The 24727-nt window shown below is 64.9% G+C and carries 23 protein-coding genes; 7 read left to right on the top strand and 16 right to left on the bottom strand.

Features of this window, described 5'->3' with window-relative positions; translation table 11 throughout:
• Nucleotides 1-32 precede the first annotated feature (32 nt).
• From exaC to pedF, 6 genes are all read right to left on the bottom strand, one after another.
• On the bottom strand, nt 33-1553 hold the full coding sequence (gene exaC / locus DU505_RS00820; RefSeq protein WP_114477095.1) for an acetaldehyde dehydrogenase ExaC: 1521 nt from the start codon (nt 1551-1553) through the stop codon (nt 33-35).
• A 256-nt stretch (nt 1554-1809) separates the two neighbouring features.
• On the bottom strand, nt 1810-3591 hold the full coding sequence (locus DU505_RS00815) for a PQQ-dependent methanol/ethanol family dehydrogenase (RefSeq protein WP_114477094.1): 1782 nt from the start codon (nt 3589-3591) through the stop codon (nt 1810-1812).
• A 243-nt stretch (nt 3592-3834) separates the two neighbouring features.
• The gene (locus DU505_RS00810) at nt 3835-4779 is read right to left on the bottom strand and encodes a quinoprotein relay system zinc metallohydrolase 1 (RefSeq protein ID WP_114477093.1); all 945 of its coding nucleotides are present in this window, start codon (nt 4777-4779) and stop codon (nt 3835-3837) included.
• Between the two features lie 2 nt (nt 4780-4781).
• On the bottom strand, nt 4782-5597 hold the full coding sequence (locus DU505_RS00805) for a quinoprotein dehydrogenase-associated SoxYZ-like carrier (protein WP_114477092.1): 816 nt from the start codon (nt 5595-5597) through the stop codon (nt 4782-4784).
• Between the two features lie 5 nt (nt 5598-5602).
• On the bottom strand, nt 5603-6586 hold the full coding sequence (locus DU505_RS00800) for a substrate-binding periplasmic protein (protein ID WP_114477091.1): 984 nt from the start codon (nt 6584-6586) through the stop codon (nt 5603-5605).
• 55 nt (nt 6587-6641) lie between these two features.
• Nucleotides 6642-7112 (bottom strand): cytochrome c-550 PedF, encoded by a 471-nt coding sequence (pedF, locus tag DU505_RS00795; protein WP_245947725.1) that lies wholly within the window; start codon nt 7110-7112, stop codon nt 6642-6644.
• Between the two features lie 315 nt (nt 7113-7427).
• Here pedF and DU505_RS00790 point away from each other — a divergent pair, with 315 nt between their 5' ends.
• Genes DU505_RS00790 through DU505_RS00770 form a run of 5 tightly spaced genes read left to right on the top strand, consistent with a single transcriptional unit; the run spans nt 7428 to nt 11690 of the window.
• Nucleotides 7428-7922 carry a cupredoxin domain-containing protein gene (locus DU505_RS00790; RefSeq protein WP_245947724.1) on the top strand — a complete coding sequence of 165 codons (495 nt, stop codon included), beginning with the start codon at nt 7428-7430 and terminating at the stop codon, nt 7920-7922.
• A gap of 36 nt (nt 7923-7958) precedes the next feature.
• Nucleotides 7959-9143, top strand: coding sequence for an ABC transporter substrate-binding protein (locus DU505_RS00785; protein ID WP_245947723.1), 1185 nt, complete (start codon nt 7959-7961; stop codon nt 9141-9143).
• Nucleotides 9144-9178: 35 nt separating this feature from the next.
• Complete coding sequence (locus DU505_RS00780) at nt 9179-10162, top strand: PQQ-dependent catabolism-associated beta-propeller protein (RefSeq protein ID WP_114477090.1); 984 nt, start codon at nt 9179-9181, stop codon at nt 10160-10162.
• 2 nt (nt 10163-10164) lie between these two features.
• On the top strand, nt 10165-10887 hold the full coding sequence (locus DU505_RS00775) for an ABC transporter ATP-binding protein (RefSeq protein ID WP_181872691.1): 723 nt from the start codon (nt 10165-10167) through the stop codon (nt 10885-10887).
• On the top strand, nt 10884-11690 hold the full coding sequence (locus DU505_RS00770; RefSeq protein ID WP_114477088.1) for an ABC transporter permease: 807 nt from the start codon (nt 10884-10886) through the stop codon (nt 11688-11690). Before DU505_RS00775 ends, DU505_RS00770 begins: the two co-directional genes overlap by 4 nt.
• Here the strand turns inward: DU505_RS00770 and DU505_RS00765 are convergent.
• The 3 genes from DU505_RS00765 to DU505_RS00755 are packed head-to-tail and all read right to left on the bottom strand — an operon-like array spanning nt 11625 to nt 14069.
• Nucleotides 11625-12332 carry an ABC transporter ATP-binding protein gene (locus DU505_RS00765; RefSeq protein ID WP_114477087.1) on the bottom strand — a complete coding sequence of 236 codons (708 nt, stop codon included), beginning with the start codon at nt 12330-12332 and terminating at the stop codon, nt 11625-11627. The two genes, DU505_RS00770 and DU505_RS00765, sit on opposite strands and share 66 nt — an antisense overlap.
• Nucleotides 12325-13086: an ABC transporter permease gene (locus tag DU505_RS00760; RefSeq protein WP_245947722.1), complete on the bottom strand. Its 762-nt coding sequence runs from the start codon at nt 13084-13086 to the stop codon at nt 12325-12327. Before DU505_RS00760 ends, DU505_RS00765 begins: the two co-directional genes overlap by 8 nt.
• Complete coding sequence (locus tag DU505_RS00755; RefSeq protein ID WP_114477086.1) at nt 13083-14069, bottom strand: ABC transporter substrate-binding protein; 987 nt, start codon at nt 14067-14069, stop codon at nt 13083-13085. Before DU505_RS00755 ends, DU505_RS00760 begins: the two co-directional genes overlap by 4 nt.
• Nucleotides 14070-14199: 130 nt before the next feature.
• Between DU505_RS00755 and DU505_RS00750 the strand changes: the two genes are divergently transcribed.
• The gene (locus tag DU505_RS00750) at nt 14200-14814 is read left to right on the top strand and encodes a rhodanese-like domain-containing protein (protein ID WP_220250285.1); all 615 of its coding nucleotides are present in this window, start codon (nt 14200-14202) and stop codon (nt 14812-14814) included.
• A 26-nt stretch (nt 14815-14840) separates the two neighbouring features.
• On the top strand, nt 14841-15521 hold the full coding sequence (locus tag DU505_RS00745) for a response regulator (RefSeq protein WP_114477439.1): 681 nt from the start codon (nt 14841-14843) through the stop codon (nt 15519-15521).
• 14 nt (nt 15522-15535) lie between these two features.
• Here the strand turns inward: DU505_RS00745 and DU505_RS00740 are convergent, their stop codons facing one another.
• From DU505_RS00740 to pqqC, 7 genes are all read right to left on the bottom strand, one after another.
• Complete coding sequence (locus tag DU505_RS00740) at nt 15536-18112, bottom strand: hybrid sensor histidine kinase/response regulator (RefSeq protein WP_245947721.1); 2577 nt, start codon at nt 18110-18112, stop codon at nt 15536-15538.
• Nucleotides 18102-19286 carry a nitric oxide-sensing protein NosP gene (nosP, locus tag DU505_RS00735; protein WP_114477438.1) on the bottom strand — a complete coding sequence of 395 codons (1185 nt, stop codon included), beginning with the start codon at nt 19284-19286 and terminating at the stop codon, nt 18102-18104. Before nosP ends, DU505_RS00740 begins: the two co-directional genes overlap by 11 nt.
• Nucleotides 19287-19410: 124 nt before the next feature.
• The gene (locus DU505_RS00730; RefSeq protein WP_114477084.1) at nt 19411-21147 is read right to left on the bottom strand and encodes a PAS domain-containing hybrid sensor histidine kinase/response regulator; all 1737 of its coding nucleotides are present in this window, start codon (nt 21145-21147) and stop codon (nt 19411-19413) included.
• Between the two features lie 22 nt (nt 21148-21169).
• Entirely contained in the window at nt 21170-22333 is a 1164-nt protein-coding gene (gene ercA / locus DU505_RS00725) for an alcohol dehydrogenase-like regulatory protein ErcA (protein ID WP_114477083.1), read from the bottom strand.
• A gap of 143 nt (nt 22334-22476) precedes the next feature.
• Nucleotides 22477-23631 (bottom strand): pyrroloquinoline quinone biosynthesis protein PqqE, encoded by a 1155-nt coding sequence (gene pqqE / locus DU505_RS00720; RefSeq protein ID WP_114477082.1) that lies wholly within the window; start codon nt 23629-23631, stop codon nt 22477-22479.
• Nucleotides 23624-23899, bottom strand: a complete 276-nt coding sequence (gene pqqD / locus DU505_RS00715) for a pyrroloquinoline quinone biosynthesis peptide chaperone PqqD (protein WP_114477081.1) — start codon at nt 23897-23899, stop codon at nt 23624-23626. The genes pqqE and pqqD overlap by 8 nt, the downstream gene beginning before the upstream one ends.
• Nucleotides 23896-24660 (bottom strand): pyrroloquinoline-quinone synthase PqqC, encoded by a 765-nt coding sequence (gene pqqC / locus DU505_RS00710; protein WP_114477080.1) that lies wholly within the window; start codon nt 24658-24660, stop codon nt 23896-23898. Before pqqC ends, pqqD begins: the two co-directional genes overlap by 4 nt.
• Nucleotides 24661-24727: the final 67 nt, after the last annotated feature.

Below are 24727 nucleotides of genomic sequence, written 5' to 3'. Positions count from 1 at the left end.
TGCCGCCCGGCTGGGCCGGGCGGCATGGAGGCTCAGAAGAAGCCGAGCGGATTGATGTCGTAGCTGACCAGCAGGTTCTTGGTCTGCTGGTAGTGCTCGAGCGCCACCTTGTGAGTCTCGCGGCCGACGCCGGACTTCTTGTAGCCGCCGAAGGCGGCGTGTGCCGGGTACTGATGGTAGCAGTTGGTCCAGACGCGGCCGGCCTGGATGCCACGCCCCATGCGGAAGGCGACGTTGATGTCGCGACTCCACACCCCTGCGCCGAGGCCGAACTCGGTGTCGTTGGCAATGGCCAGCGCCTCGGCCTCGTCCTTGAAGGTGGTCACCGCCACCACCGGACCGAAGATCTCCTCCTGGAAGACGCGCATCTGGTTGTTGCCCTTGAGCAGGGTCGGCTGGATGTAGTAGCCCTTGTCGTAGGCCGGGTCGAAGCTCGCCTTGTCGCCGCCGGTGAGGAACTCGGCGCCTTCCTCGCGGGCGATGTCCATGTAGGACATGATCTTGTCGAACTGCTCCTGGGAGGCCTGGGCGCCGACCTGAACGTCGGTATCCAGCGGGTTGCCGCGCTTGATCGCCACGGTACGTTCGATCACCTTGGCCATGAAGTCGTCGTAGATGTCCTCCTGGATCAGCGCACGCGACGGGCAGGTGCACACTTCGCCCTGGTTGAAGAAGGCCAGCACCAGGCCTTCCACCGCCTTGTCGATGAACTCGGGCTCGGCGTTCATGATGTCGGCGAAGTAGATGTTCGGCGACTTGCCACCCAGCTCAACGGTGGAGGGAATGATGTTCTCGGCGGCGCACTTGAGGATATGAGCACCCACCGGGGTGGAGCCGGTGAAGGCGATCTTGGCGATGCGCTTGCTGGTGGCGAGTGCCTGGCCGGCCTCCGCGCCGTAACCGTTGACCACGTTGACCACACCCGCCGGCAGCAGGTCGCCGACCAGCTCCATCAGCTTGAGGATCGATGCCGGGGTCTGCTCGGCGGGCTTGAGCACCACGCAGTTGCCGGCTGCCAGCGCAGGCGCCAGCTTCCACACGGCCATCAGCAGCGGGAAGTTCCAAGGGATGATCTGGCCCACCACGCCCAGCGGCTCGTGGAAGTGATAGGAGACGGTATTGGCGTCGATGTCAGCCGCGGTGCCCTCCTGGGCGCGGATACAGCCGGCAAAGTAACGGAAGTGGTCGACGGCCAGCGGGAGGTCGGCGTTGAGGGTCTCGCGCACCGCCTTGCCGTTGTCCCAGGTCTCGGCGACGGCCAGCATTTCCAGGTTCTGCTCGATGCGATCGGCGATCTTGAGCAGGATATTGCTGCGCTCGGCGGCGGATGTCTTGCCCCAGGCCGGGGCGGCGGCATGGGCGGCATCCAGTGCCTTCTCGATGTCTTCGGTGGTGGAGCGCGGAATCTGGCAGAACACCTCACCGTTGACCGGGCTGACGTTGTCGAAGTACTGGCCTTTCACCGGAGGCACGAACTCCCCACCGATGAAATTGCCGTAGCGAGATTCGAACGTGATGACGGAACCGGACTGACCGGGGTTGGCGTAGATCATGGTTCTAGCTCCTGGAGTGCATTCTTGTTGACTGGTTTGGCCATTTGAAAGATAGCGCTGACTCACTCGGTGGGTGCCCTGACGAGCCCTTTATTTTTTCTCGTCCGACACGCCCTCACGCTGTGTACCATTGAGGTTGGCCGGCCTTGCTTCGAGTGTAGTTAACCCACGGCCATGGCCAATGCTTCCTTGGGGGGCCGAGACGGGGTCGTTAGTAGTAGGAGCCGGGGCCGCCGAGGACCCGGCTCCTGACGAATCACTGCTGGGCGTATTCGCTTGGCAGCTTGAAGGTCCACAACATGCCGCCCTGGTTGAAGTCCTTGATTACCTCGGCGACCTCGCCTCCCCACAGCGGCACCGCCCCACCCCAGCCGGAGGCCACCGAGACGTACTGCTCACCGTCCATCTCCCAGGTAATCGGCGTGGCCACCACCCCGGAGCCGGTATTGAAGCCCCACAGCTCCTCACCGGTGGTGGCATCGAAGGCCTTCAGATACCCCTCCGGCGTACCGGTGAAGACCAGGTTGCCAGCGGTGGTCATCACCCCGCCCCAGAGCGGCGCGCGGTTCTCGTGGCGCCACACCTCCTCCCCGGTGCGTGGATCGACGGCACGCAGCACGCCGATGTAGTCGTCGTTGGTGGGACGAATCGTGAAGCCGGCGCCCAGAAACGCCGCGCCCTTGCGGTAGGATACCGGCTCGTTCCAGATGTCCATCATCCACTCGTTGGAGGGGATGTAGAACAGGCCGGTATCCTGGCTGTAGGCCATGGGGTTCCAGTTCTTGGCGCCCAGGAAGGCCGGATAGGCCGCCACCGACTCGCCGCGTTCGCCCTCGGTATCGGCCGGATTGCCCGGGCGCCCAGCGGGATTGAAGATGGGCCGGCCGTTCTCGTCCAGTCCTTCGGCCCAGCTGACCCGGTCGGCGAAGGGGAAGCCGCGGATGAACTCGCCGCTCTCGCGATCGAGCACGTAGAAGAAGCCGTTGCGATCCGCCGTGGCGGCCGCCTTGACCAGGCTGCCGTTCTCTTCGTAGTCGAAAGAGATCACCTCGTTGACACCGTCATAGTCCCAGCCGTCATTGGGCGTAGACTGGAAATGCCACTTGATGGTGCCGTCGTCGGGATTGATCGCCAGACGAGAGGAGGTGTAGAGGTTGTCGCCGGGACGCAGGTGAGAGTTCCAGGGGGCCGGGTTGCCGGTACCGATCAGCAGGGAGTGCGTGTCTGCATCATAGAACCCACCCAGCCAGGGCGCACCGCCACCCTGCTCCCACATGTCGCCGGGCCAACTCAGCCCCGCTTCGCTCCCGGTGATGCCGTTCTCGACGGCTTCGCCATTTTCAAAGACATAGCCCATGTGTCCCTCGACCACAGGACGGGTCCAAAGCTCGTCGCCCGTCTCGGCGTCGAAGGCGAAGACGGTGCCCACCACGCCGAACTCGCCCCCGGCCACGCCGGTGATCAGCTTGCCATCGATGATGATCGGCGCAGCGGTAATGGCATGTCCCGCCTCATAATCGGCCACTCGCTTGATCCATTGAACGCGCCCGGTCTCGCGGTCGAGTGCCACCAGCCGCGCATCCAGCGTGCCAAAATAGACTTTGTCGCCGTAGATGGCCGCCCCCCGATTGACCACGTCGCAGCAGGGCATGATGCCGTCGGGCAGACGCGCCTCGTACTGCCATACCTGCTCTCCGGTATAGGCATCCACCGCCCACATGCGTGAGTAGGAACCGGTTACGTACATCACGCCGTCCTTCACCAGCGGCTGAGACTCCTGGCCTCGCTGTTTTTCACCGCCAAAGGAGAAAGCCCACACCGGACGCAACTGGTGGACATTATCGGTGTTGAGAGTAGTCAGCGGGCTGAATCGCTGCCCATGCAGGCCCATGCCGTTGGTCACCACCTGATCCGTGGCCAGGTGGTCGTTAAGCATGTCCTCGAAGCTGACGGCCTGGGCATGGGCTGAAACAGCCAGTGCAATGGCGGTCAGGGCAAGAGGCCTGGCCAGTTTGCCGAGGGAAGTGGACTGAGTCATGATGGTCTCCGGAGGGACAGTAATTCGATGGAATTGTTGTTTGATTTCCAGCGCGCAACCTGACGCTGCGCCTTTCAATCTGGCGGATCTCGGAGCGCCCAGCCATGGCCAACAGGGACGACATTCCCTCCTCTCTTGGTCGTACTACCCAGTGGTTCACCCATAAAAAAGCCACCCGATCACTGTCACTGATCAAGGTGGCAAGAGCCATGCACTGCAATAAACGTCATCCCACCTTTACGCTTACCCTCCACCGGTCAGCGGCGATAGTGCTTCACGCTCGTAGCGGCCATACAGGTGGGTCACGCTGCGAATCAGCTCATGGCGCGCAACCGCTATTTCATCGAACCGCTCGGGAATGGCCATGTCCATGACCTCGCTGGCGGTCAACCCCTGGCCGGCCGCCTCCCTCAGGCTCGTATCAAGCCAGGCAAGATAATCGTGCATCTGGTCGAAAGGCGCCGTGTCCTTCACCACCGGGCCATGACCAGGTACCAGATAGCGAAAATCGAGGGCTTCCAGTTCGCGCAGTTCCTCACGCCAGACGTCGATACCAGGCGTGTGCGGCGTCGTCGGCGCGCGCTGAAAGAACACCATGTCGGAAGTCAGCAGTACGCCGGAGGCATCATCCAGCAGCACCAGGTCGGCCCCGGAATGGCCGCTCATGGCGATCAGCTCGATATCGCGTCCGCCAATGGTCATTCGGCCGGGCGTGACGCGCTGGGTGGGCAGCACGACCTCGGTACCCCGCATCCAGTCACCGAGCGCTCGGTAGAGATTTTCGGCGAAGTCGTCTCCCTGGGCCTTGAGCAGTGCAATGGTACCGTCCAATGCGTGGAGCCTGTGTGGGTCGAAGGCCTGATTACCGAACACATGGTCGGGATGATGATGGGAGAGGAAGACATGAGTAACAGGAAGGCTGGTGATCGAGGCGATGACTTCTCGCATCTGCTCACCGTAGCGCCGTGAAGGACCGGTATCGAAGACCACCACACCTTCTTCGGTAAGGATAAAGGCGGTATTGACGATATTGCCCCCGTTATCACGGGAAAAATCTTCCGTCACGCCTTCGATGACCCACACATCCGAGGTGATTTCCACCGGCTCGAGAGCATACCGAAAGTTCTCGGCCGACGCAGTGCCTCCACCAAGAAACAGGCTACTCAGCAGCAGCATGGCGTATCGCATGATCAGGTACCCAGGTGGTTTTCGAAGACATTCCCGCCGTTGTCACGCATCCATAGCGTGAGTCCGTCCTCCTTCCCTTCGTGCTCCAGGTCAAAGACGAAAAGCGGATTCTCCGAGGCCGATTCAGACAGCGACATGGTGGCGAGTCGCGCCTGACTGGTGGCATTTCGCAGCTCGACCTGCTCGATGTTGAATCGCGGAATGTTGCCCACCATTCCGGTGTCCATGGGATGCATGACCTGCAGCTTCAAGCGAGTGCTGGCCGGCCCACTGGCCGGGCTGAACAGCGCACCGCGCATCTGGCCGAGGCTGGCCGCCCAGTCGGGATTGGTGGCCGTGGCGCTGGGCGCGGTACAGCCACCGCCGGCCGCATCCACATGGGCACTGCCGATGTGCCACACGCCTTGCCCATCCAGCACCGCCGCACGCACCGTGGATGCCTGTTGAATGCGAAAATTCAGGGCAATGCCCCGCACTTCGGTGGCTTCGGGCCGAAAGGTGAAGAGATGCGGTACCGGGTTGAGATCGACCCAGGTGATGACCTCCTTGACGGACGAGCCGAAGCCGGAGAGATCCACCGTCAGGGGCACCTGGGTGGCGTCCTCAGCGAAGTGGGGCACCTTGAGCACCACCTGGTCGCTATGCTGGACTGTCTCGCCTTCGCCAAGATAGCGGTTCAGGTTGTAGTGCCACATAGGCGAGCGATAGGGGTCGTCCGGGATGGATGCCACTGCTGTCACGGTTGAACCCATCAGGCAGCCAACTGTCAGTGCAAGCCATCCGCAGCGTGCCATCCAGAGAATCGCTTGTTGTCTCATCACGCTCACTCCGCCGGGCCGAGAACCTCGGCGTAGAAATCGGGCATACGATACTCGAGGGCATGGGCCTGGAAGATGTCATCGAGGCTACCGTCGCGCACCGCGCGATCCACTATCGCCTCGACCGCGTAGCCCAACTGGCGATGGTTGTGGCGAACGGCCATGCCGATATCCCATTGCTGACGAGAGATGCCGGGCAGCAGTGGCTGGGCAAGCCGGAAATCACGTGCCGGATGGCGTGCCAGGTAATGCTGGAGCTCGCCACGAATGGCCATGACCCCTGCCACTTCGCCACGGGCCATGGCGGCAAAGGCATCGCCCACGTTGCGATAGTGGCGGACGTTGTCGCGCAGTTGCCCGCCCATCACGGCGGTCAGGTAGGTGGCCGGCAGGGTGTCGTACTCCGCGCCGATGCGCTGGTGGCGAAAGCTGCCCAACGTCGCCTCTCCATCGAGCTGATCGGCATCGTAGGCGATACCCCACTCTTCGCGCTGGTAGGGGCCGAACATCACCACGCTCTTGTTGATGTACTCACCGGTGGAGTCGCGCAGGTAGGAGAAGTCCCTGTCGTAGGGGACCCGCAGCATGACATCGGCTACCTGGGTCGGGCGCAGATAGTGGCCACGCGAAACGTTGTTGCCGAGATCACGCCCCAGGCTGCTGCCGGGCTTGATCCAGAACGGGCGGAATTCCAGGCCCAGCCCATCGGCGATGGCACGCCCGATTTCTACATCAATACCCTGCGCCTCACCCGCTTCGTCAATATAGGAGTATGGGGGGAAATCCTCGTACAGCCCGATGTTGATATACCCGGAGGCCATCACTTCATCGAGGTTGCGCAGCGCCGGGCGCCGAAACAGCTCCGCGCTGGAATTGTCTCCCGCCACCTCGCCCACGGCAGCGCGCAGCACCTCCGATGCCAGCCCCCCGCCCCAGGCCGGTGCCTGGAACAGCACGAGCAACAGCAAGATCAAGGTTCGTTTCCACATGATGCACTCCCTCCCAGACGATATGGCTGGTGGCGACGGCTTCCTGGTGTTTCCCTCAGGGCGTCACCGACTCGATGTATGTCTTGATGGCCCACATCGCCGTCTGGTCGAGGTTCTCCCGAAAGGCGGGCATGCCACGCTCGGTACCGTTACTCACTCGCTGCAGATAGTACTCGTCGTCCCACTCTTCGAGCTTGCGCAGGTCCGGCGTCAGCCCCCCCGACATGGCCTGGATGCCGTGACAGACAGCACAGTTGCCACCATAGCCACTCTCGCCCACCTGTACGGCCAGCTCATGGTAGTCGTCGTGCTGATTGCCAGGACGGAAGGGGTTCTCCATCAGCGGCGCCTCACCCAGATCGGGCAACCCCTTGGTATCGACTTCCTGGGGCGTGACATCGCCATGACCCAAGGCCGTGGTGGAAGCGCCCAGTAGCAGGCAGACCAGGGAGAGGGCGACGATGTTGCGCGCGGGAGTGCCCAGGCCGTGGGCTAGAGCATGAGTAAGGGGGGGCATGGTTCGCATGAGGGCACCTGTCGTTGTGTGTTGTTGTGAGACGTCGAAGTCGTGAGATTCGGCAGTCGAACAAGGCCGCTGGTCGCTGGTCTGCAGCGGTGTGAGTGGAGTCTAGGTAGCGCAGCATCGCGCGCGCAGCGCCACTTTCCGGCCTCTCATCGTCCTCCCTTGGTACTAGTCCTCTCTTCTACCCTGCTCCCGTCTTACGCCCTTGGAAGGAGAACAAGGGCCCCATGGTGTCATGGGACTTGGCGGGGCTAAGTGCTGAACTTGACGGCATGGCCACACGGCCAGCTGTCCTGCAACCCGAAGGAGAACAACAACATGTCCGCCACCTCTTGCCGTACTTTCCCTTGCCGTACTTCCCCTGCCCGCAAGCGTCCCACCGCACGCCGCCCTGCCGCCATGGGGCTGTTGGCCCTGGTCCTGAGCCTCACCACCGGCGCTGCCCTGGCGGCCGGCGACCTGGCCAACCGACCCGAGCGCCTTGAGCGGCTGGTGATCGGCACCGGCGAGAGCATGCTCGGCGTATCGGTGCGCGAGTATCAGTTGGAAACCGGCCAGTCCTACCGGCTGGTCATCGAAGCCACAGGCATGCAGGAGTGCGCCTGGGTGGCCCCCGGTTTCTTCAAGAACGCCTGGCTGCGCAAGATCGAGGCGGGAAACGTCGAGATAAAAGCGCCCACCCTGACCGAACTGGAGTTCGAGAGTGAAGGCGAGGCCGAGCTGTTTTTCGTGCCCATTCGCACCGGCACCTATGAATGGGCCTGCGCGGGCCTGGAGGAGCGCGGCGTGAACGGCACCTTCGTCGTGCAGTGAAGCCCCGTTTTCGACCCGTCTCGACCAGGAGATGTCATGGACACTTCCCCGCAAATGCGACGCCTTGCCTGCGGGCTGGGACTGTGCGGCTGGCTGCTGGCCCCATTGGCGAATGCCGACGAGGTGAGCGTGCGTTACGGCTACCTGCAGTGGCAGCCCGATCGCGGTCCGGCACTGGCCCAGCTGACCCCCGAGCCCGAGGATTCCGGACTCCAGGGGGCCCGCCTGGGGGTCAGCGACAACATGAGCACTGGCCGTTTCCTTGGCCAGCACCATGAACTCGATAGCATGATTGCCGCCAACGAGGACGCCGTGCTGGAGGCGTTCACGGCCATGCTCGATGACGATATCAGCCTGATCGTGCTTAACGTTCCCGCGCAGACCCTGCGCAAGGCCATCGATATCAGCGGTGACCAGGCCCTGCTGTTCAATGCGGGAGCTCGCGATGTATCACTTCGCCTCGATGACTGCTCTCCCTACTTGCTGCACACCGCCCCCAGCCACGCCATGCTGACCGACGCCCTGGCCCAATGGCTCAACTGGCGGCGTTGGCGCTCGGTGTTCCTGATCAGCGGCCAGACCGAAGACGACCAGGCCTGGGCCGACGCCTTCCGCCGGTCCGCCGAGAAATTTGCCTTGCGGGTGGTCGCCGACAAGGAGTGGACCTTCGAGGCCGACATGCGCCGCAACGCCTCCGCCGAGCTGCCGCTGTTCACCCAGGGTCCCGACTATGACGTGGTGGTAGTCGCCGACGAGCGCAACGATTTCGGCGATTTCGTGCCCTTCAATACCTGGCTGCCACGCCCCGTGGCCGGCACCCAGGGCATGGCGGCAGATGCCTGGCACCCCGCGGTGGAAGCCTGGGGAGCGGCGCAGCTGCAGAACCGCTTCCAGAAACAGGCCGAGCGTCCCATGACCGGCACCGACTATGCCGCCTGGGCGGCGATACGCGCCGTGGGCGAGGCGGTGACGCGTACCGAAAGCGCCGACATGGAGACCCTCCGCGACTACCTGATCGGCGAACAATTCGAGCTGGCCGCCTTCAAGGGTCGTCCACTCAGCTTCCGCGACTGGAACGGCCAGCTTCGCCAGCCGGTACCACTCGCCCATCCCAACAGCCTGGTGGGCATGGCGCCCTTCGAAGGCTTTCTTCATCAGCACACCGAGCTCGACACCCTGGGTTACGATCGCCCGGAAAGCCGCTGCCGCCTGCGCGACTGAGACCCACTTTCTGATCTCCCCTGAAGGAGCCGACCATGAAAATTGCCGCACGCCTTGCCACCCTCTGCCTGACCTTCGGCCTCTCTACCCCGCTGTGGGCCGATAGCCTGGCCTACGTTTCCAATGAACGCGACAACACCATCTCGGTCATCGACATGGCCTCCCTCGAGGTGATCGACACGATCGCCGTCGGCCAGCGCCCAAGGGGCATTCTGCTGTCGCCCGACGAGGATGTGCTCTATATTTGCGCCAGCGACGACGACACCGTGGAAATTTTCGATCTCGCCACTCGTCAGGTGGTCGATACCCTGCCCTCCGGCGAGGATCCGGAGCAGTTTGCCCTGCACCCCAATGGCCGGCATCTCTATATCGCCAACGAGGATGACGCCCTGGTCACCGTACTGGACGTGGAGACCAAGCACGTGCTGGCGCAGATCGAGGTAGGCGTCGAGCCGGAAGGCATGGGCGTCAGCCACGATGGTCGCTGGGCAGTGAATACCAGCGAGACCTCCAACATGCTGCACTGGATCAACACCGAGACCTTCGAAATCGAGAAGAACATCGTCATCGGCGCCCGCCCGCGCCACGTGGAGTTCACCCACGACGACGCCCTGCTGTGGGCGTCGGCGGAGATCGGCGGTACCGTGCATATCATCGATGTCGAGAGCCTCGAAGAGATCCACGCCATCGATTTTCGCATCCCCGGAGTGAACCAGGACCGCGTGCAGCCGGTAGGCATACAGCTCACCTCCGACGGTCGCTACGCCTTCGTCGCCCTGGGCCCGGCCAACCACATCGCGGTGGTGGATGCACAGAGCTACGAGGTGCTCGACTATCTGCTGGTGGGCGCCCGGGTATGGCAGGTGGCGCTGAGCCCCGACGAGAAGACCCTGCTGACCACCAACGGCGTCAGCGGCGATGTCTCGGTGATCGACGTCGACAAGCTCGAAGTGGTCAAGACCATCGACGTGGGTCGCTTCCCCTGGGGCGTGCGCATCACCTTGGGTACCGAGTCGTGATCATGGAAGCACGGGGCATCGGCTATCGCTATCGGCGCCAGCCCGTCCTGCAGGAGGTCAGCTTCACGCTGGCCTCCGGCCGTTTCCACGCCCTGCTCGGGCCGAACGGGGCCGGCAAGTCGACCCTGTTCGGCCTGATGACCCGCCTTCTGGCCCTGCAGCAGGGCGACCTGCGCCTCGGCGAGCGGTCGCTCAGGCATCAGCCTTCCGCCGTGATGCGCCATATCGGGGCCGTCTTCCAGCAGAACGCCCTGGACCTTGATCTCAGCGTGAGCCAGAACCTGCTCTACCATGCGGCCTTGCACGGCATGTCGCCGCGTGAGGGTCGGCTACGCTGCGGCGAGGAGCTGGAGCGCCAGCAACTGACCGAACATGCCCGCATGCCGGTACGCCGGCTCAACGGCGGCCACCGCAGGCGTGTGGAGATCGCCCGTGCCATGCTGCACAGTCCCGCCCTGCTGCTGCTCGACGAGCCCACCGCCGGGCTCGATCTCGACAGCCGAGCGGCCCTCGGTGCCCACGTTCGCCAGCTATGTCGGGATCGCAAGGTCACCGTACTCTGGGCGACCCACCTCATCGAGGAGATCGCGCCGGAGGATCAGGTGCTGGTGCTGCACCGCGGCCGCCTGCTGGCCGACGAGCCGGGCGATGCGCTTTGCCGACGACACGGCGGCATCAGCCTCACCGACACCTTCAACGCATTGACCCGGGAGGCACTCGCATGACGCCACGCGACTACTGGTACTGCTTCCTCGGCGTGCAGAAGCGGGAGTGGCTGCGCTTCTGGCAGCAACGCACCCGCTTCGCCAGCGCCCTGGTGCGGCCGTTGTTGTGGCTGGTGGTGTTCGCCGCCGGCTTTCGCATGGTGCTGGGGGTGTCGATCATTCCCCCCTATGTGACCTACATCACCTACGAGACCTATATCGTCCCCGGCCTGTGCGGGATGATCATCCTGTTCAATTCGATGCAAGGCGCGCTCTCCATGGTCTACGACCGTGAACTGGGCTCCATGCGCGTCTTGCTCACAAGCCCCCTGCCCCGCCCCTTCCTGCTGCTGACCAAACTGCTGGCCATGGGCAGCGTCTCGGTCATTCAGGTCTATGTGTTCCTGCTGATCGCCCGCTGGGGCGTCGGCGTGCGCCCCCCCCTGGAAGGCTACCTCGCAGTGCTGCCGGCGCTGCTGCTGGCCGCGCTGATGCTGGGTGCCCTGGGCCTGCTGATCGCCACCTGGGTCAAGCAGCTGGAGAACTTCGCCGGTGTGATGAACTTCGTCATCTTTCCCATGTTCTTCCTCTCCTCGGCGCTCTATCCGCTGTGGCGAATGCAGGAGGCAAGCCCCTGGATCTACCAGATGTGCCTGCTCAACCCCTTTACCCATGCGGTGGAGCTGCTGCGTTTCGCCCTGTATCTGCGGTGGAACGGTGAGGCGATCGCCATCACGTTGGGGGTGACCCTGGTCCTTTCAGCGCTGGCCATCGGCGGCTTCCGGCCCCAGCGTACGCGGTTGCTGGGCGCGCACCTGGGCTGACGACTCCTGGCCCAACGTTTCCAGTTGCCGGGCCAGGTCAGCGACTGCAGCAGGCGTGTCGCCGAGATTCCCGTCGTGCCGCAGGTGGGCGGGACGTCCCGCCAGATACCAGACTCGGTTGGCCAGAGCCGCGGCATCGCGCAGTTCGTGGGTGACACAGATCATGGCCATGTGCGGCGTCCGATCGAGCAGCTTGCGAATCAGCGCCTGAAGCTCGGTCGCCCGATGCGGGTCGAGGGAGGCAAAGGGCTCGTCCAGCAGGAGAAGCTCGGGGCGCACCGCCAGGCAGCGCGCCAGTGCGGCACGCCGGGCCATGCCCAGCGAAAGCTGGTCGGGAAAGTGTGCACCATAGCCGTCGAGCCCGACCTGCGACAGCAGCGAGCTCACCTGGTCGCTGCGAACACCGACCAGGCGCAGGTTGTCGTGCAGCGTTCGCCAGGGCAGCAGGCGGTGCTCCTGGAACAGATAGCCGATGCGCAGCGCAGGGCGCGGCTGACCCGGCTCCAGCCCGGCCAGACGATTAAGCAGCGTAGTCTTGCCGATGCCGGAAGGTCCCAGCAGGCAGATGCGATCGCCCTGAGCGATACGCAGTGACATGGGCGCAAGGACGGGATGCCCGCCAGGGACAGCGAATTCAAGCATGCTGGGCTCCCGAGCGGCGCCAGCGCGAGGCTCGCCGCTCCAGGGGCTGCAGGATGAGGAGCTCGATCAGCTGCACGATGGCGATGAAAGCCAGGCTGTAGGCCAGCAGGCCGGCCACATCGAAGATCTGGAAGGCCAGGTGAAGTTGGAAACCGACCCCGTCGGAACGGCCCAGCAGCTCCACGACCAGGACGATCTTCCAGATCAGCGCCAGCCCACCGCGAGTCGCCGCCATCAGGTAGGGAAACAGCTGGGGCACCCAGACGTGTTGCAGTCGTTTGACGGGAGAGAAATCGTAGACCCGGGCCATCTGCTCCAGGCGCGGGTCGAGGCTACGCGCACCCTCGCGCAGGGTGACGGCCACGTTGGGCACCTTGTTGATCACCACCGCCAGGATCGCCGCAGCCTCCACCAGTCCGAACCAGACGTATAGCAGGATGATCAGCACCAGCGCCGGCAGGTTGAGCAACAGCACCAGCAGCGGGTCGAACAGCGCATTGACCAGTGGCAACCGTCCCATGGCGATGCCGATCAGGACACCCAGCGCCATGGCCAGGGTGAAGCTGATCGCCACCCGCTGCAGGGTTATCGCCAGGTGGCGCTGAAGTTCACCGCTGGCCGCCTCCCGCTGCAGGGTGTCCAGCACCGCCAGCGGTGAAGGCAGCAGAGAGGAGTCGAGCTGCCAGGCCATCAGCCCCCAGAACACCATCAAAAGCGGCAGGACGACCCAGTAGGCCAACGGCGTGGCCTTCACCGCTCGTCACTCGGCGCCTGGACGAACAGCGACGCGGGCATCTCCTCGCCCGGCTCGACCCCGGTCAGTACCAGCAGCCGCTGCAGCGCTCGAATACGCTGCGCGTCCAGTGGCTCGGGGATGCCCTGCACGTAACCCTGGCGCAGCGCTTCGAAGTGGGCGTCGTCGCTGGCGCGCATGAGCGGACGCAGGGCCGCCCAGTGGCCCGCCTCGTCGCGCAGTTCCCGCTTGGCTTGCGCTACCGCCTCGGCGAAGCGCGCTACCAGCGCAGCGTGGTCGCGAGCCCACTCATCGTGGAAGACGTAGCCAAGGATCGGCAGCCCCGTGGGGATATCCAGGCGCGTCAGCAGCGACGCCATGGGCAGCGCCACCTCGGCCTCACCCGCGGCCGTCAGCTCGGCGGCAAAGTGCCAGAAGGTCACCAGCACGTCGAGCTGTCCGCGCCTTAGCGCCTGGCTGAGCAGCGGCGGCGCGCCGAACTGAACCTGGGCTTCGCGCTCGAGCGCAACGCCCTCGGCCTGCGCCGCCCGCGTCAGCAGCACCCAGCTCTTGCTGTCGGGGCCGCCAGCCACGCCGATACGCTTGCCACGCAGGTCCCCGAGAGCGTCGATTGCCACGCCCGGCGCTGCCAGCACGTCGCCCATCTGGGACGAATAGGGCAAATAACGGTAGGACTGGCCGGCCGCATGGCGGGCCTGGGCCCAGGTCAGGTCGACCACAGCGCCGTTTACGTCGCCGCTGGAAACGGCAATACGGGAGGCCGGCAGATTCGCCACCAGTCGCACCTCCAGGTTGAAGCCCGCCGCGTGGTCGAGCCCACGGCGCTCGAGATGGTCCAGCTCCCAGTGGGCGGTGCCGAACTGCAGCACGCTGAGCCGCAGCGTCGGCAGCTCGGCATGCAGGGATTCGACACCTCCCAGCAGCAGTACGACGATCAGAGCGCGTACCAGGACAAGAGGGGCTTGCAGTGTGCGTATTGTCATTCTGACAGCCTAGGGGCTGCCACTGCGCAGCAGAATAGTACTTTCGTGCCTGCCATCTCGCGACAAAGGTGCAATTCCGATACACGATGAAAGGCGGTCCCATAGGGCCACAGCCCACTGGATGATGCGCATGATGGTTGCGAAGGGGTATCTGACCGCGCTGCTCTTGGCGGCGCTCTTCCCGGGACTGACCCTCGCCTCGACGGCGATGGATGACGCCATGCTCTTCTCCGAGCGTGGCTATCGCATCGACCGCTATCGCAGTCCCACGCCCAGCACGGCTCCCGGCGCTGCGACGGTGGACACCCATGAGGTCGTAGCGCTACTGAACGCCACACCACCCGCACTGCCGGTGGACGTGATCAACCTCACCTTTCAACACGGCCGCTTCCTGCAAACCGAGCCTCACCACTCCCTGCCGGGCGCACTGTGGCTCCCCAATACAGGGCTCGGCCATCTGGGGGATGACTGGTATTACAGCCGACACGACTGGGTGGGCTACTTGATCGACGAAGTGACCGCCGCCATTGCAGGCAACCTGGACCATCCGATCGTGGTGGTGTGTCGATCCGACTGCTGGCTATCCTGGAACGCCGTCAAGCGTCTATCAGCGGCGGGGTTTCAGCGGCTTTACTGGTATCGTAACGGTATCGATAGCTGGGAAGCCGCCAGACACCACCTTGAGGTCGCCACGCCTCGCACACCGCCCTTTGCTGCCCCCGGTGCGCACCTTGAATCCCCCTGATGCCTTGCCACGAGGATAACAACAAGATGGATGTTCAAACTCCTTCCTACCGGATCCTGATTGCCGATGATCATCCCTTGTTCCGTGAGGCCATTTCGAGAGTGGTCGGCGACGGCTTTCCCGGTAGCGAACTGCTGGAAACCGAAAACCTGGAGGCCACACTGGCCATCACCGCCAACGAGGAGGAGCTGGACCTGATACTGCTCGATCTCAACATGCCTGGCATGAGCGGTCTGACCGGGTTGATCCAGCTACGCAACGAGGCTCCCACCATTCCGGTGGCCATCATCTCCGCCGAGGAAGACAAGAACGTGATGCTGCAGGCAGTCTCCTGCGGCGCCGTGGGTTTCCTCACCAAATCCTCCCCCAAGGAGCAGTTGATCAAGGCCATCGCGCAGATCCTCGAAGGCAATATTTATCTTCCACCAGAGATCATGCGCGCCAGCAGCACACGCCGCCAGGAAGCGGGCGAGCGCGCCATCACCTCGGAGCAACTCGAGGCGCTGACCCGCAAGCAGCTTCAGGTGCTGGAGCACATGACACGCGGCGAATCGAACAAGATGATCGCCTATCACCTCAACATCGCCGAAACCACGGTCAAGGCACACGTTTCGGCGATCCTGCGCAAGCTCGGGGTGAGTAATCGCGTGCAAGCCATTCTCTCGGCCAGCGACATCGACTTCAGCCGCTATCTACGCAAGCCCTAGCGACGACCCAAATCCTAGAGAAATTCGCTTGTCGTATCGAGCGGTGTCTCGGCCATCAGCTGCTGAAGCGTCGTGCGTAGCCGCAACGGCTTGACCGGCTTGTTGAGGATCTGAAAGCCCAGCGCCCGCACCTGCTGGCGCAGCTCACGGCTGTGGTCTGCGGTAATCACCAGTACCGGCAGCGGAGACTTGCGCATGCCATTGATTCGCTCCGCCAGATCGAGGCCGTTGCACTCATGGTCCAGATGATAATCGACGATCAGCGCATCGGCCGCCCCGTCGATCAGACAGACACGCTTGGCCAGGCGAGTCTCGCTTTCGGCAACGATGACCTTGCAGCCCCAACGCTCCAGCAGATGACGCATGGCCAGGCAGATGGCCGGGTCGTTGTCGACCACCCACAGGCACCTTCCGGCCAGCTCCCGCCCCACCCCGCTGACGACGGCCTGGCGGGTCTGGCCGGCCGGCAGCCGCTGCGCATAGGGCAGCAGAACGCCGAACAAGGTGCCATGACCGACCCGTGACCGAATTCGCACCGGCTGTTGCAGCATGCGCGAAATCTTGTCGACGATGGAAAGCCCGAGCCCCAGGCCACGATCCCGTGCAGAGACGGCGGACGGCAGCCGGCGGAACTCCTGGAAGATCAGTTCCTGCTCCTCCTCGGCGATGCCACAACCGGTATCGAGCACCTGGATTTCCAGCCCCTCGCGGCGGCGCCGACAGCCGAGCAGCAGGTGCCCGCTGGACGTGTAGCGCACCGCGTTGCTGAGCAGGTTGCGGATCACCCGGGACAGCAGCGAGATATCGCTGCTGACGATCGCCGATGAGGGAACGTAGTGGAATCCGAGTCCCTCGCTGGCGGCCACCTGGCGATACTCGCGGGCCAGGCCATCGAGCAGCTCGCGGATGGCGAAGGGCGTCACCTCAGGCGTGACCACGCCGGCATCCAGCTTGGAGATATCGACCAGGGTGCCCAGCAGCGTCTCCACGTCCTTGAGCGAGTGGCCCACCTGCTGGATCAGCTCCAGGTTGGCCGCCGACATCTCCTGTTCCACCAGTGCCCCGACGAACAGCCTGGCGGCATTCAGCGGTTGCAGCAGGTCGTGACTAACCGCCGCCAGGAACTTGGTCTTGGAAAGGTTGGCCGCCTCGGCCTCGGTCTTGGCGTCACGCAGCTGGCACTCGGCTGTCAGGCGCTCCTCTATCTCCTCGCGCAGCTGAGCGTTGACGCGGGTCAGCTCCGCGGTGCGCTCGCGAACCCGCTGCTCGAGGTTCTGGTAGGCCTGGTGCAGGGCCTCCGAGGTGCGGCGCTGCTCGGTGATATCGCGGATGAGTACGAAGAAGCCGATCACGCTGCCATCGCTGTCGCGATGCGGCACGTAGGCGCGCAGCAAGACGCGCTGCTCACCGCCGACGTTCAGCTCGGGCAGCTCGAAGCTGATCCGCTCTCCGGCCAGAACACGCTGGAGATAAGGCATCAGCCGCGCACAGTGCTCCGCCGAATGCAGATCGCCGAGCGACGAGCCCAGCAGCAGGTCGTGGGGCCAGCCGTACCACTCCTCATAGACACGATTGGTGAAGACGTAGCGCAGCTCGCGGTCCAGGTAGGCGATCATCGCCGGCACATGGTCGGTGATGGTGCGGATCCAGCGCTCCCGCTCGGCCAGCGCCTCGGCCTGCCGAATGCGCTCGGTGATATCGGTATAGGTGAGCACCTGGCCGCCGCCTGGCATGGGGTGGCCGCGCACTTCGACCACCCGCCCATCGCTGAGCCGCCGCTCGCAGGCCGGCAGCACGGCCTGCGCATCCGCGGGGTCCACCAGCTCGCTGGCCGCTCCCACTTCCGGCAGCGGGACCGGCAGCGTCAATCCATCGAGACCGGCAAGCTGCGAGAAGCGCTGGTTGTGCATCTCCAGCAGGCCGCCGTGGGTGATCACCGCCACACCCTGGGAGAGGCTGTCAAGGGTGGCCTGCAGCAGCCGCGACTTCTGGGCCAGGGCATGCTCGCGCTCGGCGTGTTCGTGGCGCTTGAGCTCGGTGATGTCGACGTAGAGGAACACGCGCCCCCCGCCGCGGATCGGCCGCTGATTGACCTGCACCCAGCGGCCGTCGTGGAGCTGGTAGATGGTGCGCCCTTCACGCTGCTTCAGCTGCTCATTGATCACCAGCCCCGAGGTGAGTGCCAGCAGGCGCAGCTCCTCCAGCGTCATGCCGGCCTGGACCTCGATGCCTGCCGGTCGCCAGAACTCGGCGAAGCGGCTGTTGAAATGCTGGATACGCTGGTCGGCACCGAACAGCACGAAGGCATCGGTGATGCTTTCGATGGCATCGACCAGGTACTGGTTGGCCTGCTCGGCGCGCTTTCGAGCCTCGCCCAGCAGCCGATTGCTGGCACGCAGCTCGTGCAGGGTCTGGTTGAGGGCACGAGTCCGCTCGCGTACCTGCTCGGCAAGCAGGGCGGCGTGCTCGAAGGCGGCATAGGGAGCGGTTCGCGGCAGGTTGCTCGACTCGACGCGCTCGATCAGCGCCGCATTGATGCGTTGGAGCTTGGCGACCTGGCGCTCCAGTTCACGCTCTCTCTCAGAGGTCACGACGGGAGCGTCCAATGAAGACACCGCTGAATGTCTGGTTCAGGTGCAGACCGTTGCAGTGTTCGCCGTAGGTATTGAAGCCGAGGATGCGCTGGCGGCGATAGAGCTCCCGGGCGGCCGGCTGCAGCCCCGCCTGCTCGATCTCCAGCCGGCGCAGGAAACAGTCGCAGCCGAGGATGCACTCGGCAGGCCCCAGCCGCTCGACGATGGTATCGATCTCGCGCGTGAGGTCCTCCAGCAGATCGGTGCCCTGCATGGCGGTCATCACGATGCCGGTCTCCACCGCGCAGTAGAAGTTCAGGCTGAGATCGGGGTTGACCCCCTGTATGGCACGCACGTAGGTCTGGTCGTGGAGCTTGACGGCCAGCGGATGACGGGCGAACACCTCGGGGCCCAGCGCCTCGACGGGGCAGCCCACCAGCCGCGCATATTCCAGCGCCGCGGGCTCGGCGTTGAGTTCGAACACCTTTCGCCGCTCGCGGTCGGCGGCGGTGACCACCAGTTTTTCCTCGCGTGGCCGCAGATGGTGAGTAGAGAACACCTCGAAATCCAGCTCGGTATTGACCATCAGCACGACCGCCGCCTGATCGTGAAAGGCACCCTCGCCGTAGACATGCGTCCCGGTCAGGCGGTTATCGTCGCCGGCGCTGCCGCCGAAGTGGGGAATACCGGCCAATACCGAGGTCAGCGTCAGCAGCACCTGCTCCTCGCAGGCCGACAGGCCGTCGAGCAGGGTCATGGCGAAGGTATGGCCCTTGAGTGGCGCCACGCCGGAACGCACGCAATGATCCATCAACTGGTCGGTGATGCGTTGGGCATCGAGCAGCGTGAAAGCGTCCAGCTCATGGATCAGGCGGTAATCGAGGGCGAAGGCACGGCGATCGAAGCCCACCGCCACGATGGAACCACGCGAGTAGCCATCGACGCCCAGCTCCCCCGCCGTGGTACATCCGCATAGCTTGACGCCCCCCAGGTGGGCTTCCAGGGCGGCAGCGAGGGCCGACAGATCATACTCCGCGGAACAGAAGAACAGCACCCCCTCGAGGTAGGGGTTCAGCAGCTGGCTGGCCAGGTACTGGGCGGCCAGTTCCGGATCGTTGGCGGAGGACTTGGCCACGCGCAGTGGCACCTCCAGCGAGGCATCGTCATCCACTCCCGAGACCGCTAACGGCATTGGCATGGCAGGCCTCTCTTTCAATCCAGGGTCCATTCCAGTCTACGCCCTGGTGCAAAGCAACAACATAGCACTTGAGTGTCGAAGCGAGCCCACAGGAGTATGACCAAAGTCGTAGATCGACTCAGTTCCGTTCACGCCCGAGCAACTGGCTGAGCACGGCACGCAGCTTGCCCGGCCGTACCGGCTTGTGCAGCAGCGGAATAGCGCGGTCGGACAGGGTTCGCCGCCAGGCCTCGGAGCGATCCGCGGTTATCACCACCGCCGGTAGCGTCGGCTGCTGCCAGTGCCGGCGCAGCTTCTCCACCAGACGGTCGCCCGTCTCTCCACCATCGAGATGAAGGTCGACCAGCAGTATGTCTGGCGGCTCATGGGGCTGTGCCAGCGCCTCTTCCAGGTCGTGGGCAACCCGACAGGCCATGCCCCACTGCTCAAGCAACGCCTGCATGCCCAGCAGAATGCGGCTGTCGTTGTCCACCACCAGCATGCGCCGGCCCTGCAGGGGACACTCGAGCAGCGGGGGCTCTGGCGGACTGTGCAATGCCGGTGCGGGCATGCAGATTGGCACCCGCACGGCAAAACGCGAGCCGCGCCCCGGGGTCGAATCCACCGTCACTGCCAGTCCCAGGCGCTGGCAGATCCGCTCGACGATGGCCAGGCCCAGCCCCACGCCCTGGCGATGCCGGGCCCGATCGGCATTGAGCTGGTGATACTCCTCGAAGATCGCCCTGAGCTGATCGGCGGGAATGCCGGGGCCACTGTCGTGAACTTCGATGGAAACGGCATCGCCAACGCGCCGTGCGCCCAGCAACACGCCACCCGACTCGGTATAGCGGCAGGCATTGGAGAGCAGGTTGCGCAGCACCCTTCCGAGCAGGCGGAAGTCGCTGTTGACGCACACCCTCCCCTCCACCCAGCGGAAGCGCAGCGCCTTGCGCTGGGCCCGTGGTGCATACTCGGCCACCAGGCCATGCAGCAGGCGCGAGAGGGGGAAACACTCCAGCTGCGGCTGGATGCGCTCCTGGTCGAGCCGCGCAATGTCGAGCAGGTCGGTGAGCAGTTCCTCGGCGCCTTCCAGTGAGAGATGGATGCTGTCGACCAGGCGGCCGCAGTCGCCATCAAGCTCCCGCTCGCGCAGCGTGGAAACCAGCAGGCGCGCCGCATTAAGCGGCTGCAGCAGGTCATGGCTAGCCGCCGCCAGGTAGCGATCCTTGCTGCGGTTGGCTTCCTGGGCCAGGTCCCGCGCCGCGCGAAGCTGCGCTTCCATCAGGCGTCGCTCGGCCACTTCGCCGGCCAGGTCGGCATTGAGCTGCTCCAGGCGCTGGGTACGCTCGCGCACGCGGGCCTCGAGGCGGGCGTTGAGCGCCAGCAGCTCCTGGCGGGCTCGTTCGCGCTCGGTGATGTCGGCGACGAAGCCCTCGACCAGGATCTCCTCGCCCTGGTCCGGCTTGCGCAGCAGGGTCAGGGCCACCGGCACACGCCGCCCGTCGCTTCCGGCAAGCCAGGTGGTGTGCCCCTGAAGGTGGCCCTGCCGGTGCAGCAGCGACGCCACCCGCTCCGTCTCCCCGGGCTCGGCGAACAGCGCCGCGAGCGATGCGCAGCGGTTCAGCGTCGCCGCCACGTCGGCATCGCCCAGCATCGTCGCAAGGGCCGGGTTGGCGGCCAACAGGCGCCCGCCCAGCGAGGCCTGGAAGATGCCGTGCAGGGCATTCTCGAACAGCCACTTGTAGCGGTTGCGCTCGGCCTCGAGCTCGGCCATGCGCGCCGTCAGCTCGGGGTAGTAGCTCTTGCGGGCCGACTGCTGGCCAAGGCCCAGCAGCTGGCTGACCGAATAGCCTTCGGGATCGGCTACCTTCTTCATCGGGCACCCTCGGGCCGCAGCGTCACATGGCCTCCTCGAAGACCACCTGCACGTCCCGCGGGCCGGAACGCCGCGGATTGGTCAAAATGCAGGGGTCTTCGAGGGCATGGCGGGTCAGGAAGGGCACATCGCTGGTGCTGACGCCCAGCCGGCCGAGACTTCCCGTCAAACCGACGGCACGCTTGAGCTCGACCAGATGATCGATCAGGCGTGCGCGTACCTGCCGGCCGCCGAGCCCGCGGCAATCGATGCCCAGGGTCTCGGCGATGCGGGTAAAGCGCTCCGGGGCGGCCTCGAAGTTGTAGGCCACCACATGTTCGAGCAACAGCGAGTTGCACAGCCCATGGGGCAGGTCCAGAAAGCCGCCCAGGCTATGCGACATGGCATGCACCGCACCGAGAATGGCGTTGGAGAACGCCAGCCCGGCCTGCATGCTGCCGAGCATCACCTGGGAGCGCAACTCGAGGTTCTGCGGGTCGGCCACCAGCGCGACGAGATGCCCGTTGATCAGGCGCATGGCCTCCAGGGCGTGCGCATCGGTGAGCGGCCCGCTGCCCGTGGAAACGAAGGCCTCGATGGCGTGCACCAGGGCGTCGACACCGGTGCAGGCCGTCAGGAAGGGACTCATGGTCAGGGTGACCTGGGGGTCGATCAAGGAGACGTCCGGCACTACCGACTTGCTGACGATGGAGAATTTCATGCGTCGCTGCTGGTCGGAGATGATCGCGAACTGGGAAATGTCCGCCGAGGTGCCGGCCGTGGTTGGCACGAAGATCAGCGGCGGGATCGGTACCCGCAGGGTGTCGACGCCCTCGAAGTCCAGGATGTGGCCGTCGTGGGCCACGACGATGCCGATGCCCTTGGCGCAATCCATGGGGCTGCCGCCGCCGATTGCCACGATGGCCTTGGCGCCCATCTCACGATACGCCGCGGCCCCCGCCATTACCTCCTCGACCCGCGGGTTGGGTGAGACCGAGACGAAGCGCTGGCAGGCGATCCCCTGGGCTGCCAGGTCCGCCTCCACCTCCTCGACCCAGCCGGCCATTACGACACCGGGGTCCGATACCAGCAGCACCCGCTCGGCGCCGAAGGTACCCACGTAGTTGGCCACGGCATGGCGGGCACCATCGCCGAAGATGATCTCGGGGGCCACGAACTTGCGCAGGTCGGTGATATTGGAAGCCATGCTGGGAACCTCCCGCTCGACGCCACCCGGCACTGAGGTACCGGGGGCAGCGGTGTGTCGTTGTCGTATGGCCTCGGACAGGCTCTACTGACATGTTATTGGGTGACTCGCCCAGGCGCCCTTCGCCCTTGGTCGGGTATGGCCTAACCGCGACAAAGGATGCGCGAATTGCGGGCATGACGCGATATCAGCCCCTCTACCTCTCGGTGATCGGCGCTCGACTCGTCCAAGGCTTGTACGATCAGCTCATGTCGCGGCGACTTGCTGCATACCGGATCGGTGGCCGCCGGGTCACCGGTCAGCAGATAGGCCTGGCAGCGACAGCCACCATGGTCCTGGTGACGCTCACTGCAGCCGCGGCAGGGCTCGGGCATCCAGGCGTCGCCGCGAAAGCGGTTGAAGGCCTCGCTGGCATACCAGATATCCTCCAGCGCCCGCTCGCGGACATCGGGAAAGTCCATGGGAAGCTCCCGCGCACTGTGACACGGCAGCACGCTGCCATCCGGTGCCACCGTCATGAAGATGGCGCCCCAGCCGCCCATGCACGCCTTGGGACGCTCGGCATGGTAGTCCGGCACCACGAACAGCAACCGCATGTCCCGGCCTCTCGCCGCCAGGCGCTCACGCCACTGACGCGCCACCTCCTCGGCGCGCTCGACCTGGGTACGGCTCGGCAGCAGGCCGGCGCGATTGAGCTTGGCCCAGCCGTAGTACTGGCAGCTGGCCAACTCAACGACATCAGCCCCCAGGTCGTCGCACAGGGCGATCACCCGGTCGATGTCGTCGATGTTGTGACGATGCAGCACCACGTTGAGAACCATCGGGTAGCCGGCCGCCTTGACTGCACGAGCCATGGCCATCTTGCCGGCATGGGCCTTGGCGGAGCCCGCCACGGCGGCGGCCACCTCGGCATCCGCTGCCTGCAGGCTGATCTGGATATGATCCAGCCCCGCCTCGCGCAGCGCCGCGATACGCGCCTCGTCGAGCCCCACGCCGGAGGTAATCAGATTGGTGTAGAAGCCAAGCCGCCGTGCTTCGTCGACCAGCGTCTCCAGATCGCGCCGCACCAGCGGCTCGCCACCCGAGAAGCCGAGCTGAACGGCTCCCATGGCCCGGGCCTGGCGCATCACGTCGATCCAGGCGTCGGTATCGAGCTCGTCACGGTAGCGCGCGAAGTCGAGCGGGTTGGAGCAATAGGGGCACTGCAGGGGGCAGCGGTAGGTCAGCTCGGCCAGCAGCCACAGGGGCGGGCCGATGCCGCTTGCCCCGCCGGTCCGGGTGCGAACGTCGTCAGTCATGATGAATCCAGCCCTGTTGCAAGGCGTCGACGAAGAACTCGATGACATCCTGGGCGAGCTCATCGCTCGACGCATCGGGATAGCGCCGGGTGAGCTCGTCGATCAGCGCGGTGACATCACGCTCACCATCGACCAGCGACAGGATCGCACCGGCACTGTCGTTGAGCTGCACCATCCCCTCGGGGTAGAGCAGTACATGGCACCCCTGGGCCTCCTCCCACTGCAGCCGCCAGCCGGGTCGCAGCGCGGGCACCGCCAGGGCGTTCATGCCAGTCCCCGGTGGAAAACCGCTCGGTCGGTCACACTGTGGTAGGGCGGGCGACCCAACTGATAGGCCAGGGTCATGGCGTCCAGCATGCTCCACAGCACGTCGAGCTTGAACTGCAGTATCTCCAGCGCGCGCTGCTGGGTTTCCACGCTGGTGCATACCGTCAGCGCCACTTCCAGCCCATGCTCGACGTCGCGCCGCGCTTCCTTGAGACGCTTGCGAAAGTAACCGTAGCCAGTCGCGTCGATCCAGGGGTAGTGACCCGGCCAGGTATCCAGGCGACTCTGGTGCGCCAGGGGAGCGAACAGCTCGGTCAGCGATGAGATCGCCCCCTCCTGCCAGCTGGCACCGCGCACGAAATTGACGTAGGCGTCCACGGCGAAGCGTACGCCCGGCAGCACGTGCCGCTGCGACAGCAGCGCCTCCCGGGTCAGTCCGACCGCTTCCGCCAGCGCCAGCCACGCCTCGATACCGCCGGCGTCATCGTCACGGCCGTCGTGGTCGAGCATTCGCTGGATCCAGCGCCGGCGTACGCCGGCGTCCGGGCAGTTGGCCAGCAGCGCCGCGTCCTTCTGCGGAATCATCACCTGGTAGTAGAAGCGGTTGGCCACCCAGCCACGGATCTGCTCAGGGGTGGCACGGCCCTCGGCCATGTCGACCTGATAGGGGTGATGGATGTGGTAGTAATCACCCTTGGCCAGCAGAGCCTGGCGAAAGGCCTCGGGCGTCAGGGCAGCGTCGGAAGCGTGTGCGGCGGTCATGTGGGATCCTCTGCGGGTGTCGCGGCGTAACGGATGCGTTATCGGGGTGCGTTAGCGGGTCTCCTGC

Source organism: Billgrantia montanilacus (genome assembly GCF_003336675.1).
GTDB classification, from domain to species: Bacteria; Pseudomonadota; Gammaproteobacteria; order Pseudomonadales; family Halomonadaceae; genus Halomonas; species Halomonas montanilacus.
The sequence above is the reverse complement of the archived record's forward strand: the minus strand, read 5'-3'. Positions and strand labels throughout refer to the sequence as shown.

Bases quoted from the DNA above. Each gene is read 5' to 3' on its own strand.
- exaC (WP_114477095.1), bottom strand. From the start codon at position 1,553: ATGATCTACGCCAACCCCGGTCAGTCCGGTTCCGTCATCACGTTCGAA.
- DU505_RS00815 (WP_114477094.1), bottom strand. From the start codon at position 3,591: ATGACTCAGTCCACTTCCCTCGGCAAACTGGCCAGGCCTCTTGCCCTG.
- pqqE (WP_114477082.1), bottom strand. From the start codon at position 23,631: ATGACTGACGACGTTCGCACCCGGACCGGCGGGGCAAGCGGCATCGGC.
- DU505_RS00805 (WP_114477092.1), bottom strand. From the start codon at position 5,597: ATGAGACAACAAGCGATTCTCTGGATGGCACGCTGCGGATGGCTTGCA.
- DU505_RS00775 (WP_181872691.1), top strand. From the start codon at position 10,165: ATGGAAGCACGGGGCATCGGCTATCGCTATCGGCGCCAGCCCGTCCTG.
- DU505_RS00785 (WP_245947723.1), top strand. From the start codon at position 7,959: ATGGACACTTCCCCGCAAATGCGACGCCTTGCCTGCGGGCTGGGACTG.
- DU505_RS00800 (WP_114477091.1), bottom strand. From the start codon at position 6,586: ATGTGGAAACGAACCTTGATCTTGCTGTTGCTCGTGCTGTTCCAGGCA.
- DU505_RS00730 (WP_114477084.1), bottom strand. From the start codon at position 21,147: ATGAAGAAGGTAGCCGATCCCGAAGGCTATTCGGTCAGCCAGCTGCTG.
- DU505_RS00810 (WP_114477093.1), bottom strand. From the start codon at position 4,779: ATGCGATACGCCATGCTGCTGCTGAGTAGCCTGTTTCTTGGTGGAGGC.
- DU505_RS00750 (WP_220250285.1), top strand. From the start codon at position 14,200: ATGATGGTTGCGAAGGGGTATCTGACCGCGCTGCTCTTGGCGGCGCTC.
- pqqC (WP_114477080.1), bottom strand. From the start codon at position 24,660: ATGACCGCCGCACACGCTTCCGACGCTGCCCTGACGCCCGAGGCCTTT.
- nosP (WP_114477438.1), bottom strand. From the start codon at position 19,286: ATGCCGTTAGCGGTCTCGGGAGTGGATGACGATGCCTCGCTGGAGGTG.
- DU505_RS00790 (WP_245947724.1), top strand. From the start codon at position 7,428: ATGTCCGCCACCTCTTGCCGTACTTTCCCTTGCCGTACTTCCCCTGCC.
- DU505_RS00745 (WP_114477439.1), top strand. From the start codon at position 14,841: ATGGATGTTCAAACTCCTTCCTACCGGATCCTGATTGCCGATGATCAT.
- pqqD (WP_114477081.1), bottom strand. From the start codon at position 23,899: ATGAACGCCCTGGCGGTGCCCGCGCTGCGACCCGGCTGGCGGCTGCAG.
- DU505_RS00770 (WP_114477088.1), top strand. From the start codon at position 10,884: ATGACGCCACGCGACTACTGGTACTGCTTCCTCGGCGTGCAGAAGCGG.
- pedF (WP_245947725.1), bottom strand. From the start codon at position 7,112: ATGCGAACCATGCCCCCCCTTACTCATGCTCTAGCCCACGGCCTGGGC.
- DU505_RS00765 (WP_114477087.1), bottom strand. From the start codon at position 12,332: ATGCTTGAATTCGCTGTCCCTGGCGGGCATCCCGTCCTTGCGCCCATG.
- DU505_RS00755 (WP_114477086.1), bottom strand. From the start codon at position 14,069: ATGACAATACGCACACTGCAAGCCCCTCTTGTCCTGGTACGCGCTCTG.
- DU505_RS00780 (WP_114477090.1), top strand. From the start codon at position 9,179: ATGAAAATTGCCGCACGCCTTGCCACCCTCTGCCTGACCTTCGGCCTC.
- ercA (WP_114477083.1), bottom strand. From the start codon at position 22,333: ATGGCTTCCAATATCACCGACCTGCGCAAGTTCGTGGCCCCCGAGATC.